Annotated in this window: 12 protein-coding genes; 5 read left to right on the plus strand and 7 right to left on the minus strand. The window is 39.5% G+C overall.

The genetic code is table 11. The annotated features are described in order from the left end of the window. Nucleotides 1–75: 75 nt before the first annotated feature. Nucleotides 76–921, plus strand: a complete 846-nt coding sequence (locus tag FCN14_RS00995; protein WP_138430676.1) for a 3-hydroxyacyl-CoA dehydrogenase family protein — start codon at nucleotides 76–78, stop codon at nucleotides 919–921. A gap of 115 nt (nucleotides 922–1,036) precedes the next feature. Here FCN14_RS00995 and FCN14_RS01000 read toward each other — a convergent pair whose 3' ends face one another. Beyond that, a complete protein-coding gene (locus FCN14_RS01000; RefSeq protein WP_138429224.1) occupies nucleotides 1,037–1,357 on the minus strand; it encodes a hypothetical protein in 321 nt (106 codons plus the stop codon). 361 nt (nucleotides 1,358–1,718) lie between these two features. Between FCN14_RS01000 and FCN14_RS01005 the strand changes: the two genes are divergently transcribed. Continuing rightward, nucleotides 1,719–2,705, plus strand: a complete 987-nt coding sequence (locus FCN14_RS01005; protein ID WP_138429225.1) for a threonine ammonia-lyase — start codon at nucleotides 1,719–1,721, stop codon at nucleotides 2,703–2,705. Between the two features lie 200 nt (nucleotides 2,706–2,905). Beyond that, the gene (locus tag FCN14_RS01010) at nucleotides 2,906–3,928 is read left to right on the plus strand and encodes a threonine aldolase family protein (protein ID WP_138429226.1); all 1,023 of its coding nucleotides are present in this window, start codon (nucleotides 2,906–2,908) and stop codon (nucleotides 3,926–3,928) included. Between the two features lie 16 nt (nucleotides 3,929–3,944). Here FCN14_RS01010 and FCN14_RS01015 read toward each other — a convergent pair whose 3' ends face one another. The 3 genes from FCN14_RS01015 to FCN14_RS01025 all read right to left on the minus strand — a co-directional run bounded on the left by FCN14_RS01015 (nucleotide 3,945) and on the right by FCN14_RS01025 (nucleotide 9,275). Then, entirely contained in the window at nucleotides 3,945–4,322 is a 378-nt protein-coding gene (locus FCN14_RS01015) for a hypothetical protein (RefSeq protein WP_138429227.1), read from the minus strand. A 125-nt stretch (nucleotides 4,323–4,447) separates the two neighbouring features. Next, on the minus strand, nucleotides 4,448–5,641 hold the full coding sequence (locus FCN14_RS01020; protein WP_138429228.1) for an aspartate aminotransferase family protein: 1,194 nt from the start codon (nucleotides 5,639–5,641) through the stop codon (nucleotides 4,448–4,450). A 1,459-nt stretch (nucleotides 5,642–7,100) separates the two neighbouring features. Next, nucleotides 7,101–9,275: a Tex family protein gene (locus tag FCN14_RS01025; protein ID WP_138429229.1), complete on the minus strand. Its 2,175-nt coding sequence runs from the start codon at nucleotides 9,273–9,275 to the stop codon at nucleotides 7,101–7,103. A gap of 195 nt (nucleotides 9,276–9,470) precedes the next feature. Between FCN14_RS01025 and FCN14_RS01030 the strand changes: the two genes are divergently transcribed. Beyond that, nucleotides 9,471–10,247, plus strand: a complete 777-nt coding sequence (locus FCN14_RS01030) for an inositol monophosphatase family protein (RefSeq protein ID WP_138429230.1) — start codon at nucleotides 9,471–9,473, stop codon at nucleotides 10,245–10,247. Nucleotides 10,248–10,584: 337 nt separating this feature from the next. Here FCN14_RS01030 and FCN14_RS01035 read toward each other — a convergent pair whose 3' ends face one another. Together FCN14_RS01035 and FCN14_RS01040 are read right to left on the minus strand one after the other, a co-directional pair. Then, entirely contained in the window at nucleotides 10,585–11,208 is a 624-nt protein-coding gene (locus tag FCN14_RS01035) for a sterol desaturase family protein (RefSeq protein ID WP_138429231.1), read from the minus strand. A gap of 62 nt (nucleotides 11,209–11,270) precedes the next feature. Next, a complete protein-coding gene (locus tag FCN14_RS01040; protein WP_138429232.1) occupies nucleotides 11,271–12,410 on the minus strand; it encodes a sulfotransferase family protein in 1,140 nt (379 codons plus the stop codon). 169 nt (nucleotides 12,411–12,579) lie between these two features. Between FCN14_RS01040 and FCN14_RS01045 the strand changes: the two genes are divergently transcribed. Beyond that, the gene (locus FCN14_RS01045) at nucleotides 12,580–13,935 is read left to right on the plus strand and encodes a 1-acyl-sn-glycerol-3-phosphate acyltransferase (protein WP_138429233.1); all 1,356 of its coding nucleotides are present in this window, start codon (nucleotides 12,580–12,582) and stop codon (nucleotides 13,933–13,935) included. On the opposite strand, the gene FCN14_RS01050 is transcribed toward FCN14_RS01045, so the two are convergent. Continuing rightward, the gene (locus tag FCN14_RS01050; protein ID WP_138429234.1) at nucleotides 13,930–14,988 is read right to left on the minus strand and encodes a VOC family protein; all 1,059 of its coding nucleotides are present in this window, start codon (nucleotides 14,986–14,988) and stop codon (nucleotides 13,930–13,932) included. The two genes, FCN14_RS01045 and FCN14_RS01050, sit on opposite strands and share 6 nt — an antisense overlap. Nucleotides 14,989–15,139 lie beyond the last annotated feature (151 nt).

Consider the following 15,139-nt stretch of genomic DNA (forward strand, 5'->3'; position numbering starts at 1 on the left):
ATGCCACAGAATTTCTATACTCTCCTATAGCAAAAGAACAAGATTAAATCGTAACGAACTTGATAATTTATGGATATTAAAAAAGTAGCAGTTATTGGTGGCGGTACCATGGGTAACGGTATCTGCCATGTATTCGCCATGAATGGCACTTCTGTTAATCTAATAGAAATGAACCAGGAATTAGCAGATAAAGCGTTGGCAACGATTGAGAAGAACCTGGATCGAATGGTCAAAAAAGAGAAGATCGATTCAGCACAGAAAGTAGAGACCCTTGAGAATATAGAAACACATACCAATACGGTCGAGGGTGTTAAGGATGTAGATTTAGTTGTAGAAGCAGTTCCTGAAAACTTTGAGCTCAAAAAGAAGGTATTTGGTGATGTAGATAAAGCAGCACCTGATCAGGCCATTCTTGCCTCAAATACATCATCCATTTCGATTACAAAACTGGCTACAACAACTTCACGTCCCGAGCAATTTATTGGAATGCACTTTTTTAATCCGGTGCCGGTCATGAAGTTGGTTGAGATTGTGCGAGGACTCGATACCAACCAGGAAACAGTTGATACCATTGAAGAAACTGCAAAGCTGTTAAATAAAAATCCCGTAGAAGTAGCTGACTATCCCGGCTTTGTATCGAATCGTGTGCTGATGCCTATGATTAATGAAGCTATTTATTGTGTATACGAAGGTGTCGCTGAGCCTGAAGACGTTGATTCTGTGATGAAGCTGGGGATGGCACACCCCATGGGGCCACTTCGTTTGGCTGACTTTATCGGCTTGGATGTTTGCCTTGATATCCTGAATGTGTTGTATGAAGGATTTAAAGATCCCAAATACCGTCCTTGCCCATTACTGGTTAAGATGGTTGATGCCGGCAAACTGGGTGATAAGACGGGTGAAGGTTTTTATGAGCACTAGTTTTATTCTCCAGTGGATTTATTGAATATGACCCTCGAACAGTAATATGTTCGGGGGTTTTGTTATATCTGGCAGGGTATTGCTTTGTGCTGACTTGTTGAAATAGGTCGTAGTATTACCAAAATCGCCAATAGCTGATATATGATTTGAGGTGGTCCACAAAGGGTTTCCCTTGGAACCAACCAACGATAAAACATAGTGCCAAAAAGGTATAAATGAGTACTGTAGTTACCTCACTGAATATAGTTGCGAATGAGTGTATTCCAGCCAAGAGGTATACTCCTCCAATGCCAATACCCGGAAACATCCAAAATGCTATAATATTGATGAGAATAAAGCCAAGCACCAGTGCTGCAAGGGCATGAAACCCGCGTTCAGTGAGCGTTGGAGCTCGTTGATGTTCTGATTCGTCAATGTTTAAATTTCCTGTACTCATTATGAAAACTTGATGGATGTTTATTACAAACTAAAAATAATTCGGTAAAATAAAATGAGTGGAGGGAGGAAGGCCAAATGGGGATCCACTGTGTCCAACCCAAGCTGCAAACTTGAACAAGTAAGATTTAAAGTAACGCGTATGTCTCGCTCGGGCTAAAATTGTAGACTTATATTTCTTCATAGAAGGCTTAGAAGAAATAGGAAAAGGATTGCCTTGCCTATTTTACAGGAGGATAGAATAAGAGTAAAATTAGATTCGCAAAATAAGCTGTAAAAAGCTGTTGAACTGCTTCCATTTCTCTAAAATTCTTATTATTTCATGAGTTGTTCATCGAAATTGATATTTAATTATATCACCTATGGAAACGATCCAGATACCGACACCTCGCCAGATTGAACAGGCCCGTGAAAAATTGGGGGATAAGGTCCGCCGAACGCCCGTTTGGCAGTGGAAAGGAGAGGTAGCTGAACGCCTATTAGGAAAGGGGACAAAGGCATTTCTGAAACTGGAACTTTTTCAATACGCCGGCAGCTTTAAACCGCGGGGAGCACTGATGAATATGCTGGAGCTTTCAGACGAACAGCTTGAAAATGGTGTTACCGCGGTAAGTGCCGGAAACCATGCTATTGCCGTTGCTTATGCTGCACAATCGGTGGGTACTACTGCTAAAGTAGTGATGCCGAAAACGGCAAATCAATTCCGTATAGACCGATGTAAGTCACAGGGTGCTGTTGTAGAGCTCGTTGATGATGTACACCTTGCATTTGAACGGGTTAAAGAGATCGAAAAGAAAGAGCAACGGACCTTTATTCATCCTTTTGAAGGAAAAGAAACAGCACTCGGTACGGCGACGGTGGGTTTGGAGCTACAGCAGGAGTGTCCCAATCTGGATGCTGTGATTGTACCCATTGGTGGGGGTGGACTTTGTGCCGGAATTGCAGCGATTATAAAGCAAACCGTCGAAGATTGTGCTGTATACGGCGTAGAACCTGTTGGCGCTGACAGCATGAGTAAAAGCCTGGAAGCGGGAAAGCCCGTAGAAATCGATAATGTGGATACGGTTGCTGCAAGTTTGGGTGCTCCGCATGCGGCACCATACAGCTTTGGATTATGTAAACGTTTTGTGGATGATGTGGTGACAATTACGGATCTAAAGATGGCGCAGATGATGCGGACGATGTTTGAGGAGTTAAAGCTGGCTGTTGAACCCGCCGGGGCTTCAGCATTAGCGGCGGCTACCGGTCCGCTCGCTGATAAGATCGAAGGCCAGAATGTCGGTATTATCGTATGTGGGACAAATATCGATACTCAAAGTTATCAGAGTATTCTTGATAGTACTAAATGATCTATTCCCAATATACCTCTTAAAGCATTCAGAAGTAATTTTCTGCTTTATTATCTTACTTAATTTTGGGTTTATGCAATGCCTCAAATTCTATCTGCATAAAGGATAAAACTTTTTACTGCCGCCAAAGAGAGGGGGGGAATGAGTTAGAGCAGGGCTTAAGATTATTTGAAATAATTACCAGATAAAATATATCGATAATGATTGACCTTAGAAGTGATACGGTAACAAAACCGACCTCGGAAATGCGCAAAGCCATGGCCGAGGCAGAGGTGGGCGATGATGTTTTTGGTGAAGACCCCACTGTTAATCGCCTGGAGCAAAAAGTAGCGTCATTATTTGGGTTCGAGGCCGCACTTTTCGTACCCAGTGGTACAATGGCAAATCAGCTGAGTATCAACGTACTTACTAAGCAGGGGGATGAAGTTTTGATCGATAAAACCGGACACATTTTTAATTATGAATCTACTGCTGCTGCTCACTTGTCTTCCGTACTATTGAAAACCCTGGAAGGGAAAAAGGGCAAACTTTCGGTAGACTTGCTTCAAAATAATGTAAGGGGCTCGCACGATTGGGATCCCAGGACAAAGGTGATTTCACTGGAGAATACCACCAACAAGGGCGGTGGTTGTTGTTACAAGGAAGAAGAACTAAATAGAATCCGTGAATTTGCAGATAATAATGATCTCAAGATACACCTGGATGGTGCACGACTCTGGAATGCGATGACGGCTACAGGTACCGACCCTATCTTCTACAGCACCATTGCAGATACGCTATCCGTTTGTTTTAGTAAAGGGTTGGGAGCTCCAGTGGGTTCGATGGTTTTATCTTCGAAGGAAAATATTAAGAAAGCTCGCAGAATGCGAAAGATGTGGGGCGGCGGGATGCGTCAAATCGGAATCTTAGCTGCCGCCGCTGATCATGCTATAGAATACCATTATCCACTGTTGGAAGAGGACCATCAGCGTGCGAAGGAGCTTGCTCAAACAATTAGCAGTTGCAGTAAGCTTTCCATAGATATAGATTCAGTGGAGACCAATATCCTTATTTTTGATGTGAAGGAGGGCGATGCTGAATCAGTAATACCGCATTTAGAAGAAAAAGGAGTTCGTATTGTTCCTTTTGGTCCAAAAACGCTTCGGGCTACCTTCCATTTTCAAGTTATGGATGAGGATCTGGAAAAAGTGGAAGTAGCTTTTAAAGAGCTTTTTGATGAATAGGAGTATTCGTACCAAGCTATTTAAGTTTATCATCATTGGAGTATGACTTCCAGAGTGGGTTATCTCGATCAACATATTCCATCTGCATGGTTTCAAATGCACCAAGCTCAAGTTTGATATAAGGGCTTATAGATTTTAGAAAATTCCAGAACCAACCATCTCCAACTTTATTCCTTATTTCCTCCCGGTAGGCTTCTACTGCTTGGTCGAGGTATATTTGTCCTTTAAATGGAGCTTGGTAATACTGGTTTTTTCTTGGCACTTCATGAGTACCCATCTGGGTAAGTGATCCGCCGGAGATGGAGCGATCAAAAGATTGATCTAGCATTTGAATACGAGATGAATTCGGGTCTTCCTTGATTTTGATTTGGGTTGTATCTGTTTCTTGGGCCATCCCAAGAGTGGTTGCCAATAGGGGTAATGAAACAATAACCAGTAAGATTGCAACAGTTTTCCTATTCAGTGAATACAAGGCAATACCAGAATGGGTTAATTTTAAGTACTCTAACTAATTAACTTTTAGTTTATTTTATGAGAGGATATATTTTTTTTGATGGAGGCAATAAGTACCTCAGCCAGAGTGGTCAGATCTTCTGTACTGGTAGTCAGAGGGGGGACTAAGCGAATAATATTACCCTGTGTGCAGTTTGAGAGCACACCGAGATGCATCATCTCCTCCACAACTTCCCGTCCATTAAAAGAGAGTTCAACGCCAATCATCAGGCCCTTGCCGCGAATATCAGTTACTTCCTGTATTCCGGTACTCAACTCAATAAGTAAATTCTTGAGAAAATCACCTTTTTGGGTAGCTTCTGCAGCTAGATTTTCATCTATCACGGTATTTAAAGCCGCAAGAGAAGCTGCGCAAGCCAACGGGTTCCCTCCATATGTACTGCCATGGTCGCCATAGTTCAGGGTCTTTGCTACTTCATTACTACAAACCATTGCCCCGATAGGGAACCCTCCTCCCATCGCTTTGGCCAAACCGATGATATCAGGTTGAAGGCCGTAATGCTCAAAACCAAACATTTTTCCTGTTCGGGCAATGCCGGTTTGTACTTCATCGACGATGAGCAGAGCATTATGGCTATTGCAAAGTTGTTGTACTTTATCCATAAATGGTTGTGAGGCCACGTGGAGTCCTCCCGAGCCCTGTATGGATTCTATTACTACGCCCAGTGTTTGGTCATCAAAGGCATCTTCTAAGGCCTCTATATTGTTCATCGGAATCTCGGTAAACCCTTTTAAAAGTGGGTCATAGCCTTTAGAGTACTTATCCATACCCATTGATACTGTTGCCATCGTTCGTCCGTGAAAAGCGTTACTTATGGTTATGAGGGGTCCTTTTTTTTGATGAGCACTTCCATATCGGCGGGCCGATTTAAGGCAAGCCTCCATAGCTTCCCCACCACTGTTACAGATAAAACCTCTATCAAGTCCTGAAAGTTCTGCAAGAAGTTCAAGTAGTTGGGCCTGGGGTTCGCTGTAATAGAAGTTGGAAATATGCATCAGCTTCTCAACCTGTTCCTGCACGGCTTTTACTACATTGGGATGGCAATGTCCCAAGCTATTAACTGCGATACCGGCAAGGGCATCCAGATACTTATTGCCTTCATTATCCCAAAGGTGAGAACCCTTACCCTTAACTAAAGTAATAGGAAATCTATTGTAAACGGGAAGGTGATACTTTTCAGTAATTTGTTGGTAGTCCATATAAATAAACGTTGCCTACTCACATGATTATTAGCATGTGAACTTTTTGTTTTAATTGTAGCAATGGGTTTGGCTAAAGCTTTGACCAATAGTAATAAAAATTTAAGGGAAGTATGAAATTTTACTATTTGGGAGACTAACCATTAAAGCCAGTCATAAATAAAAGAGTAAAATTTGGGAACATTATAATGCTTGCATTATGACTGGTTAAGTAAATATTAGCAATAAGTTTTTTAGGCTATATTTTCTCCTCAGAATGATTGAGAATGGAAGATGTTAGAAGGGCATTTTACGGGTAATTCAGTGATTAATAAAGAAGGATAAAATTGATTTGATAAGTAGAAATAGAAAATGATTAAGAGCAGTCAAGTTCAGCCTTTTTTTAACCGATCCATGTCTGCTTTTCATAAAAAAAGGGGAGGGATAAAGCACTGGATTTGCTGGCATATTTCAACCTTCCAGTAGTACTATTATTACTGTTTAGTAATTTCTATAAACAGTTAAAAGGGGAGGGAAGGAATATCAATATTGGATGGGAAACAGAGATTAGGAATGGTGTAAATTTATAGTACTGATGATCGGCTTTTTAGTCTCTAAAAGTTAAGAGTAGATTTTCACAAATGAATGGGAAGATAACAGTTGGTAGAGTGGTAATCTTATAGATGTGGAAAGATAAAAAAAGGATGATTGGAGGATTTATTATTTCCTGGATGTTCAGTCAAAACAGGGGTGGTGTTGAACAAAAAAGGAAGGCTTAACAAGTTTTCGTTGCTATCTTGGCATTTTGTCAGTAACAATAGGCAATACCCCGATTGTTGGGCGTAAATATGGATAAATCATTGCGTAACAAGAACATACAGTTTCTAATGTTCAGATGGCAGGGGAGGATAGTCTGTATGGGTAATAAGAGCCGATATTTAAATCTGTCAATACTTATTTAATATGCTTGTTTTAGGGCTTAAAGTCATGGCAGGCAATGATTTGTAGTGGTCAATTATTTGGCGGTGTGAGTTGTATGTATGGGTTTATTTGTGCCGAACTTAAATAAATTAGGTAAGTGATAATGGTTTCTGTAAGTCGTAACATTAATTTCTGAATTAAAAATACGTAAGTATAATAAAAACAATGCTTTATAGTATTTATAAAATGCTTTGTTTTATATTAGTTCTACTTGTGTGTACAGCCTAAATAATTAAGGTTAAACTTTTTTTCTTTAGATGAGACATTTTTTCATTGAAATTAAAATATATATAAAATCATGCATAGCAATTATTTAAAAGAATTACATATAAAAAAAATAGGTATATGTTAAGCTTTTTAGGTAATTTTAGTATTTGAATTACGAAATAAGTCCAAAAAAATAAAGGCTACCGACTATAAATCGGTAGCCCTGAAAGAAAATTTTTGTATAGATATTTATCTAAGTTATTTCTTCAATTTACCCAAATATCAGAAGTTTCTAGTCAACAAGTGACAATCCGATACGTCCTCGTTCTAGGTCAAGTGATACAATGGTAAGCTTTAAGATATCTCCAACTGCTACTACATCGTGCGGGTCTTCAACTTTGTGATTTGCCATTTTTGAGATGTGTAATAAGCCGTCTTGCTTCACTCCGATATCAACAAAAGCCCCAAAGTCGACAACGTTTCTAACAGTGCCTTCAAGTGTTTGTCCTTCACTCAAATCTTCCATCTTCATAACGTCGTCACGGAGTACTGGTTTTGGGAGAGATTCTCGAGGATCACGTCCTGGTTTCTGAAGATTTTCAATGATCAATTCAAGGGTTGGAATTCCAACATTGATCTGCTCGGCAACTTCCTCTTTATTGATGTTTTTTAGTTTCTTAGAAATAGCTTCATTCTGTTCATTTAATTTATCGAGATCGATGTCAAAAAGGTTACAAAGTTTTTCTGTGGCATCGTAACTTTCCGGGTGAATTGCGGTGTTGTCTAGTGGGTTTTTGGATTCCGGAATTCTCATAAATCCGGCAGCCTGTTGAAAACGAAAATCACCTACACCCTTGATATTTTTTATTTCTTCACGATTTGTAAAAGTCCCTTCATCTTCACGACGCTTTACGATGTTTTTTGCAACCCTTTTACTAAGTCCGGAGATATGAGAAAGCAATGGAGCACTTGCCGTATTGAGATTGATACCCACCTGGTTTACGCAGCTCTCAACGACATCATCGAGTGATTGTGCCAGTTGGTTCTGGTTAACATCATGCTGGTATAATCCGACACCAATTGACTTGGGATCAATTTTTACCAGCTCGGCCAGTGGGTCAAGTACACGGCGTGCTATAGAGATATTTCCGCGTTGTGCTGCTTCCAGATCTGGAAACTCATCAGCTGCTATCTTAGAAGCAGAATAAACTGAGGCTCCCGCTTCATTCACAATCATATAGTTGAGTTCCTCCTCAGGATGTTTCTCCTTTCGCTTTTGTATGAAGTTGGCCACGATCTGTTCAGTTTCCCGGCTTGCGGTACCATTACCGATGGCAATAAGATTTACATTATATTTGTCGATATACCTCCGAAATACTTCCTCTGCTTCGGCTACCTTCTTTTGTGGAGGAGTAGGATAGGTTGTAGTACCCTCGAGGTATTTACCTGTTTCGTCTACTACCGCAACCTTACAACCTGAACGGTAGGCAGGGTCTATTCCCATCACTACCTTGTGATCTAGCGGTGGTTGCATCAGTAGATTTGATAGGTTGGTTGCAAAAGTTTCTATGGCATGTTCATCCGCTTTATCTGTAAGCTTGTTACGTAATTCTCGCTCCAGAGAAGGGAATAAAAGACGTTTGTATGCATCTTCTACTGCATCTTGTAGGTGAGGGACAAAGATGCTCATATTATTTTCAATTACGATATCATCAATGTTTTCAAGAGTTACATCTTCCCAAAGTTCAACATCGACAAAGAGGATATTCTCACGCTCTCCTCTGTTTATAGCCAGAATCTGGTAAGGTTTTAAATACTTCGCCTTTTGAGAAAAGTCATAATAATCTTCAAAATTGGTACGATCTTCAACGGCAGGGTTTTTCTCGGTTTTAATAACGGCGTGCTCTTGAAAGATATCTCGAAGCTTTTCTCGGACTTCAGCAGACTCATTAATCCATTCGGCTACGATATCGAGAGCACCGTCCATGGCATCTTCTGCGGTTTGTACCTCTTTTTCTTCATCCACAAACTTGGTAGCGTGCTCCATTGGTTCACCATTTTCAATCTCTTGCTCCCAAATTCGTTCAGCAAGCGGCTCCAAGCCTTTCTCTTTAGCCATATCACCTTTGGTGCGTCGCTTCGGTTTATAGGGTAAGTATAGATCCTCAAGGGTATTGAGATCTGAACAGGCTTTAATTTTTTCTTCAAGCTCCTCGGTTAACTTATCCTGCTCATCAATAGTTTGAAGGATCGTCTTTTTTCGGTCATCAAGTGTGCGATGGAATTCCAGTTTGTCACGTACGCTACGGATCTGCTCTTCATCAAGTCCACCTGTTGCCTCTTGACGGTATCGGGCTAAAAAGGGTACAGTGGCACCGTCATCCAAAAAATCGGCTACGGATTTAACTTGTTTGGATTTAAGATCTAGTTCCGAAGCAATACTGCTAAAAATCTGTGATTCTGTCATTCTAGAGATTGGAAGTTTGGGGTTTTTGGCTGGATAGGATAAGATAATTGAATATGCTATTCAGCCCTTCAGTAAATTCTTTTAGTCATTATATTTTTGTCAGCAATTAAAATACGCAATAATTATTCTGATTTCTGCATACTGACGGCTATATTTTGCATTCAGAAAATAATCACATAAAGCCAGTATGTACACATGAATTTTGATCTTAATTCCATTCATCAAGCAGCCATCGAGATTGCTAAAAACGGTGGAGAACATACTCTGAATTATTTTAATCATTCTTTTGAAATAGAGCGTAAATCTGATGATTCTCCAGTGACTGTTGCTGATCGGGAAGCGGAATCAATTATGAGAGAAAATATTGTCAATAAATTTCCTGATCACGGAATTGTTGGGGAGGAGCATGGCAAAGAAAATGAAGACAGTGCTGTACAGTGGATTTTAGATCCTATCGACGGTACAAAATCATTTATCCATGGCGTGCCGCTTTATACTACGTTGATTGGAGTTGTAGTTGAGGAAGAACCGGTTGTGGGGGTAATTTATGCTCCTGCTTTAAATGAGCTTTGTGATGCAGCAAAGGGAGAAGGTGCTCGTCTTAATGGCAATGAGTGTAGGGTACGTAGTTGTGAGAATCTCTCGGAGGCCAGCTTTATGAGTACCGATGCTTATACGGCGGCTAAGTTTGGTTATGGGGATGCCTTTGATGAGTTCCTTCATAAAACGCGTATTCACCGCACCTGGGGTGATGCATATGGGCATATGCTGGTAGCAACTGGTCGGGCCGATCTTATGTTTGATCCCATTTTAAATATTTGGGATGCAGCTCCTCTGTTGACAGTAATGAGAGAGGCTGGTGGGATCTTTTCTGACACGGCTGGAAATGAGACTATTCAATCTGGCAATGGTTTTTCTTGTAGTCGAGAGCTGCTGCCAGAAGTATTGGAGGTTTTTGAAAACAATAAATAATATTTTGACTTGGTCCTGTTACAAATTGAAAAAGAGGAAAGTCAATCGATATTTTTAAACTTATAACATTGTTATCGTTTGTTTGGAAACGAACAGAAATTGAAAGAAGTTTGCATAGGATTGGAAGGCCTTTTCTATTTTATAGCTCTTTTCGGATGCCCAATGTATAATCGCATAATCGAGAAGTTTGTGCGATTATGGTGATGTGAATTTTGAGGGCCGTATACACTATTGGTTCACGCCTGATCACTTTTTATATGCAGAGATATTCCTTTTCATCATTGTTCTATTTTAAATGTTTTTCCTTTCGATTAGGACGAAAACAAATCAAGAATTTTTAAGCATCAGCAGGCGGCATAGTACCAAAAATGCGGTCCCAAAGGGTAGTCGATATGCCAAATGCTTTTTCAGGGTATTTGTAATGATGCAGAGAATGATGTCTGTATTGTGATTTGAGATATGAAGGAACAGGCGGCGTATGTGTAAGATAATGAATACGGGTATACAACAAGTAGCCTGTAACAAAACCGGGCATGAAGAGATATGCATAATCGCCCAAGAGAAACAAGAATACCCCATATAGAATGCTTATGATCATAAGTCCGGGCACCGGAGGCATGATAATACGATCTTTATCCCTTGGGTACTCATGATGTATGCCATGAAAAGTATAAGCTAGTTTTGAGGCAATTTTTGAGTTGGGAAAATATTCATCGATATGGAATAGGTAACGGTGAGCAAAATACTCAAAAAAGGTCCAGAAAAAAATAGCTCCTATATATATGAGGGCACCAACCCAAAAAGAGTCAACAACCTGCATTTGCCATCCGATAACCAGTAGTATAAAAACTGCTAATGAATAAATTAGAGCTGAGATATAAGGTGGAGACTTAGTTAAGGGCTCTAAAAATGAATTTTCGAAAATATGACCTTGGCCTTCTTCTTTTATTTCTTTGTGCATAGCTTTATACTTTTTTCTTGTATCGTTACTTGATGAACATCCAAAAACAAAATTAAATTATTTCAAGTTTCTGAAAGACCAACATTTTTGGCCTTTTCACCAGCTTTCCTAATTGAATAATTCCAATAATCAAATGCAAATTTCCACTCTTTATTGATTTTTGTCAAGTCGCATTCTTCATAGTGATAATTAGATGATTTTCCTTTCTCCTTTTGGGTTAAAAATTCTTTAAAATGGGATTTAGCAGCATCAAAACCCGTAATATCAAGTTTCTCATAAACTGTTGATAACTCATTTACAGGATCTTTGATAAAATGGTCAAATCGAATTTCAGTTAATTGTTTATGGGGGACTGCCTTTTTTTGTTCAATATAACATAGCATCAACTTTTTGTATACATCGATGATGGCATTTTCTCTCTTTTCTTCACTGTATTTTTGTAGAGCAAGGTTGTCTAATAGCGTATCCCATAATTTTTTGCTCGAATAAAAAACATCATATGGGTTGCGATGAATAAAAATAAATTGTGCCTTGGGGTATAACTCTAGGAGTTTATCGATTCGGCAGCTATTAGCCGGGCTTTTCAAGATCAGTTGTTTTCCGTCATTTTCTAGGGATGTTTTTTTTATTAAATACCGGTAGTCATCTTTCCATTGCTGGATCTCCTGTTCTGTAGCAGTTTCAAAAAACAGGTATTTGTTAAAATAATGTTCGGCATCTTTGGGAAAAATGTGTCCCCAGTGTAAACTGGCAGGGGAGATCATAGTCGTTAGAGCAATCTCAATTTCACTGGGACTATCGAGCTCAAGATTTATAGACATGTTCTGAGCATCACGAATGAGATTGAGACTTGAGGGAATTTTGTTAACCAGTGATTTTAGAGCATGTTCTGAACTAATAAAAATGTCTGGAAACACAACTTGAAATTTATTCATAAACCCAAACTGAGGGTCTTGGCTCAGTAGATATTGCAGAAAGCTAGTCCCACTGCGCCAATGCCCAATAATAAAAATCGGATCTTTTTTTAGCCTATGTTCCTGAATTTCATTGGTATAACTGAGACGTTCATAAATTCGAAACGGTTCTTGAATAATAAGTTTTAGATAAAAAACAGAAATTTTAGCAAAATTATCTGGAGAGAATGCATTATTTGCTTTTATTTGGCTGGTAAGATTTCGTACAGGATGTTCTCGTGCTTTCATTGCAATGGATTATTATGTAATTCCATTTATTTTTTTCTGAACTAACAAAAAAATATTTTCTTATGAACTTGCCAACATCATTTTCGGAAAGCAGTAATTAATGCAATATCATAAACAAAAAAAGATATACTACCGAATTGGGTATTGAATTTATAAAAATTGACTTCGAATGAACGTTGATATCAGGGGATGGACTTTGACGCACTGGTGGGTTCGTCCGGTTGTAAAAGTGTGGTTTGAGATCTATCACAAATCTGTTACGTATTCAGGAACCGAACATATTAATTGGGATAAACCCATTATTTTTGCTCCATCCCACCAAAATGCATTTTCGGATGCCCTTTGCCTGATCTTACCAACCCAATACACTAATAATCGGTTTATATATCCCCTTATACGAGCTGATGCTTTTGGAACAAATAGAGTAATAGATTGGATCTTAACAGCTTTTCATATGCTGCCGGTGTATCGACCGAGAGACCAGGTAAACTTGAAGGAGCAGAATGAATCGGTCTTCGAAGATTGTTATGATATTTTGGCCAAAAACAGAAATCTACTCATCCACCCGGAGGGTAATTGTATTCCTAAAAAACAATTAAGACGCTTTAAAAAGGGATTGGCCCGAATAGCATTGGGGGCAGAAGAGAGGCATGGATTTGAACTCGATGTGACGATAATACCGGTTGGGATTAATTATAGTAAGATAACGGAGGCCCGAAAAGGCATTCACGTGCAGTTTGGTGAACCTATTGCGGTAGATGAGTATGAGAAACAATACCGTCAGCATCAGGCATCGGCAATCACAGAATTAATTCGGAGAGTAGAGCAAGGGGTACGGGAGGTAACCGTAGATATTGAGCCCGATAAATATGAGCTTGTTGAGCATATTGTCCAGCTGAAAAAACAAACAACCGATATATTGGCTAATGTAACAGCGTATGGACGTGAGGAAGTAGAGATAGAAAAAGAGACGGCAAAAGAAATTACTAATACTCTGACCAATAGTCCCCAATTAGTAAATGTTGTAGAGGAGAATATAGAGCAACTTTATAGTGAACTGAACAAAGAGAAGTTGGATATTAATTCTTCACTCACAGAGAGATATTCGATTGCTCGTCTATTTAGCGAGGGTATAGGATTTATTATTGCATTCCCGATCTTTTTATACGGGACTCTCAATAATATTGTCCCCTGGCAATTGGCTCATAAATTGACAGCTGCAATTGAAGAAAAGCAATTTATCAGTTCAGCTCGGATGCTTTTAGGACTTATTTTATTTCCTGTTTTTTATATTGGACAAGGAGCTCTTTGTTGGGAAATTACCGAAAGCGTTTGGTGGGCTATTGTATATTTACTCTCTCTCCCATTTTCTGGAGTGTTAAGTCTGAATTTGTATGAAAAGTGGAAGTGTTGGCAGCAGCAGTTACGACTTAAAAGCTGTCCAAAGGATGTAAAAGAAAAGATTACAGATCTAATTGCGAAGATCTGTAATCCTACTGATGAAACGGTTATTGACGAATCATGAACGGACTCTGCTCAATCGTAAAAACTGGAGCATCCATTTAGGAATGGGTTTCTCAGGTGCTTTATTTTGCACATCCATATACCAGCCTACGCTTTCCCAGATAGGCAATTTATGAGTTTCAACAAATTCAATAAGGGTTCCGTCATGATCTTCAATATAGCTAAATCGTCCGGCAGCCTCTCCCATATCGAATGAGTTTTTACTATCTACAGTAAATTCAAATCCCTTTTCTTCACATTCTTTTTTTAATTGGTCCATCCCTTTGATATCAAAACAGAGGTGGATGAATCCAAGATCCCCCCAGTATCGATCCCTGAATATTTTGCGTGGTTCCCGATTTTGAACTTCTACAAGTTCTATTTTACTCGGACCTAAGAGTTGAGAAAATGACCCTTTCCGAGGTTTACCGTGACTTAATAGAACACGTCGCATTTCTTGGGACCCTCCGTCAAGGGAGGTAAGGTCCTCAAAAGAACCGGTTTCATCATATTCTATCTGATCGTATTCGAGGATATCTCGATAAAGTTCTAAAGACTGTTCGATATCCGAAACACCAATCATACAACCGGCAATCCCCCCGGTATGATATTTTCCGTTCGAAAACCACGAATTACCGCTGACAATTTGAAAAATGAGTCCGTGTGGATCTTTAACAAAGAAATGATGAGAGCCGGCAGGGTCTTCTTTAATTTCGGTAACAATATTAACATCCTGCGACTGTAAAAAGTCAAATGTCGCCTTTACATCCTTGCATTTTATTCGTGTTCCATAAACCCCAAGGTCACCGACCTTAATTTCAAAAGGGGCCGGTTGGGGATCTCGGCTGGTATATTGCCAGACCTCCAGACCACCGCCGCCTTGTAAGTTCATGGCAAGGGTTGCTGAGCGACTTTGAACTTTATCGCCGGTATACTCGGTCATCAAATCAGCTTCGGCAGTATCCTGAAATACACAGATATCCATACCCAGATTCTTTCTATACCAATCAAATGCTTTTTCTTCATTGGGAGTACCAACACCAATCTGTTGGATACCACTAATAATTTTTTCCATAAACTGCTTGTGATTTGAAATGAAATTCTACTTTGCCAGAAAACCAAAACACTAGATATACCAAATGCAATGGGATATAGCGGCGAAGAAAAATAGATTCCTTAAATAATATAATATCTTGGAAGTATCTACAACTTTTCTGATTAGGTAT

The sequence above is a fragment of the Fodinibius saliphilus genome, from assembly GCF_005869845.1.
Taxonomy (GTDB): domain Bacteria; phylum Bacteroidota; class Rhodothermia; order Balneolales; family Balneolaceae; genus Fodinibius; species Fodinibius saliphilus.

Excerpts from the sequence above, each read along its gene's own strand:
- FCN14_RS01040 (WP_138429232.1), bottom strand. The coding sequence starts at position 12,410 with ATGAAAGCACGAGAACATCCTGTACGAAATCTTACCAGCCAAATAAAA.
- FCN14_RS01025 (WP_138429229.1), bottom strand. The coding sequence starts at position 9,275 with ATGACAGAATCACAGATTTTTAGCAGTATTGCTTCGGAACTAGATCTT.
- FCN14_RS01005 (WP_138429225.1), top strand. The coding sequence starts at position 1,719 with ATGGAAACGATCCAGATACCGACACCTCGCCAGATTGAACAGGCCCGT.
- FCN14_RS01010 (WP_138429226.1), top strand. The coding sequence starts at position 2,906 with ATGATTGACCTTAGAAGTGATACGGTAACAAAACCGACCTCGGAAATG.
- FCN14_RS01020 (WP_138429228.1), bottom strand. The coding sequence starts at position 5,641 with ATGGACTACCAACAAATTACTGAAAAGTATCACCTTCCCGTTTACAAT.
- FCN14_RS01035 (WP_138429231.1), bottom strand. The coding sequence starts at position 11,208 with ATGCACAAAGAAATAAAAGAAGAAGGCCAAGGTCATATTTTCGAAAAT.
- FCN14_RS01015 (WP_138429227.1), bottom strand. The coding sequence starts at position 4,322 with ATGGCCCAAGAAACAGATACAACCCAAATCAAAATCAAGGAAGACCCG.
- FCN14_RS01030 (WP_138429230.1), top strand. The coding sequence starts at position 9,471 with ATGAATTTTGATCTTAATTCCATTCATCAAGCAGCCATCGAGATTGCT.
- FCN14_RS01000 (WP_138429224.1), bottom strand. The coding sequence starts at position 1,357 with ATGAGTACAGGAAATTTAAACATTGACGAATCAGAACATCAACGAGCT.
- FCN14_RS01045 (WP_138429233.1), top strand. The coding sequence starts at position 12,580 with ATGAACGTTGATATCAGGGGATGGACTTTGACGCACTGGTGGGTTCGT.
- FCN14_RS01050 (WP_138429234.1), bottom strand. The coding sequence starts at position 14,988 with ATGGAAAAAATTATTAGTGGTATCCAACAGATTGGTGTTGGTACTCCC.